Below are 735 nucleotides of genomic sequence, written 5' to 3' on the forward strand. Positions count from 1 at the left end.
CAGCAACGGCACATGGATGAGCTGGCACACGCTTTGGGCGCGCTACCTCGCAAGGACTTGCCACTGCAGGAAGATGACATTCAGGGACTGGAGGCAATCCGGACATTTGCAGGATTGCTCGGCAATGGGGATCACTGAGCTTCAACCACAAGCGTATTGCTTGCGTGTTGCGTGAACCGTGTCGCGGCCGCAGAGCGGCACAAAAAAAGCCCGCACTCATCAAGTGCGGGCTTTTTATTTGGCGGAGGGGGTGGGATTTGAACCCACGGACGGTCTCCCGTCGCCGGTTTTCAAGACCGGTGCATTCGGCCACTCTGCCACCCCTCCAAGGTGGCAGCAATAATACATGAGCAATAAGACCAGTCAACGTCGAAGCCACAATACCGTGCACGACTGGTTGAGTTTTGATCGCCGAGCGGACCCGTTCAGCTCAATCGGAATAACGACGAAAGATGCGCTGCTTGGCGCGCTCGTATTGCGCCTGGTTGATAGCCCCTTCCTGCATCAGCCGGCGGTGCTCTGCCACTTCTGCCGCCAGCCGCTCTTTCCGGTCGGGCAAAAGGGCCCAGGCTCGTTCTCCCCGTAGCTGCAGCGCGCCAAGCACCTTTTCAAAGCGCTTTCTGTCTCCACGCTGATCAAACAGGTCGAACATCACCAACCGCCCGTTACGGGTATAGAACAGCAGGCGTCGGGAGGAGCCCCGCAGGCAAATGCCGAGCCCCAGCAAGGACACTC

The 735-nt window shown here is 58.6% G+C and carries 1 protein-coding gene and 1 tRNA gene; both read right to left on the minus strand.

From position 1 onward, the window contains the following. Positions 1-239: 239 nt before the first annotated feature. Positions 240-327 (minus strand) — tRNA-Ser (locus tag A3754_RS05280). A gap of 103 nt (positions 328-430) precedes the next feature. After that, positions 431-735, minus strand: a 305-nt coding sequence (locus A3754_RS27285; RefSeq protein WP_197468476.1) for a hypothetical protein, incomplete at its 5' end; no start/stop codon positions are given.

This window comes from Alcanivorax sp. HI0083, assembly GCF_001635175.1.